Source organism: Colwellia marinimaniae (assembly GCF_002207865.1).
Lineage (GTDB): Bacteria > Pseudomonadota > Gammaproteobacteria > Enterobacterales > Alteromonadaceae > Colwellia > Colwellia marinimaniae.
On record NZ_BDQM01000420.1, the window covers coordinates 1 to 249 of the forward strand.

Below are 249 nucleotides of genomic sequence, written 5' to 3' on the forward strand. Positions count from 1 at the left end.
CATTTGCACTCATGGGGATCAAACCCATTTGGGCACCAGGTTCGCAACGGGTTATCGATTTTGAAATCATTCCCTGTGCATTATTAGGTCGTCCTCGTGCTGATGTGACGTTGCGGGTCTCTGGATTTTTCCGCGATGCTTGTCCCAATGTGATGAAACTGTTTGATGCAGCGGTATTGGCATTAGCGGATTATGACGATCCCGGTGCACAAAATACCATTCAACAAAATATTAAGCAGCGAGTACAAG

1 protein-coding gene is annotated in these 249 nt (G+C 46.2%); it reads left to right on the forward strand.

The genetic code is table 11. The features are described 5' to 3' along the window. Nucleotides 1–11 precede the first annotated feature (11 nt). Nucleotides 12–249, forward strand: a 238-nt coding sequence (locus MTCD1_RS19900; protein ID WP_235013412.1) for a cobaltochelatase subunit CobN, incomplete at its 3' end; no start/stop codon positions are given.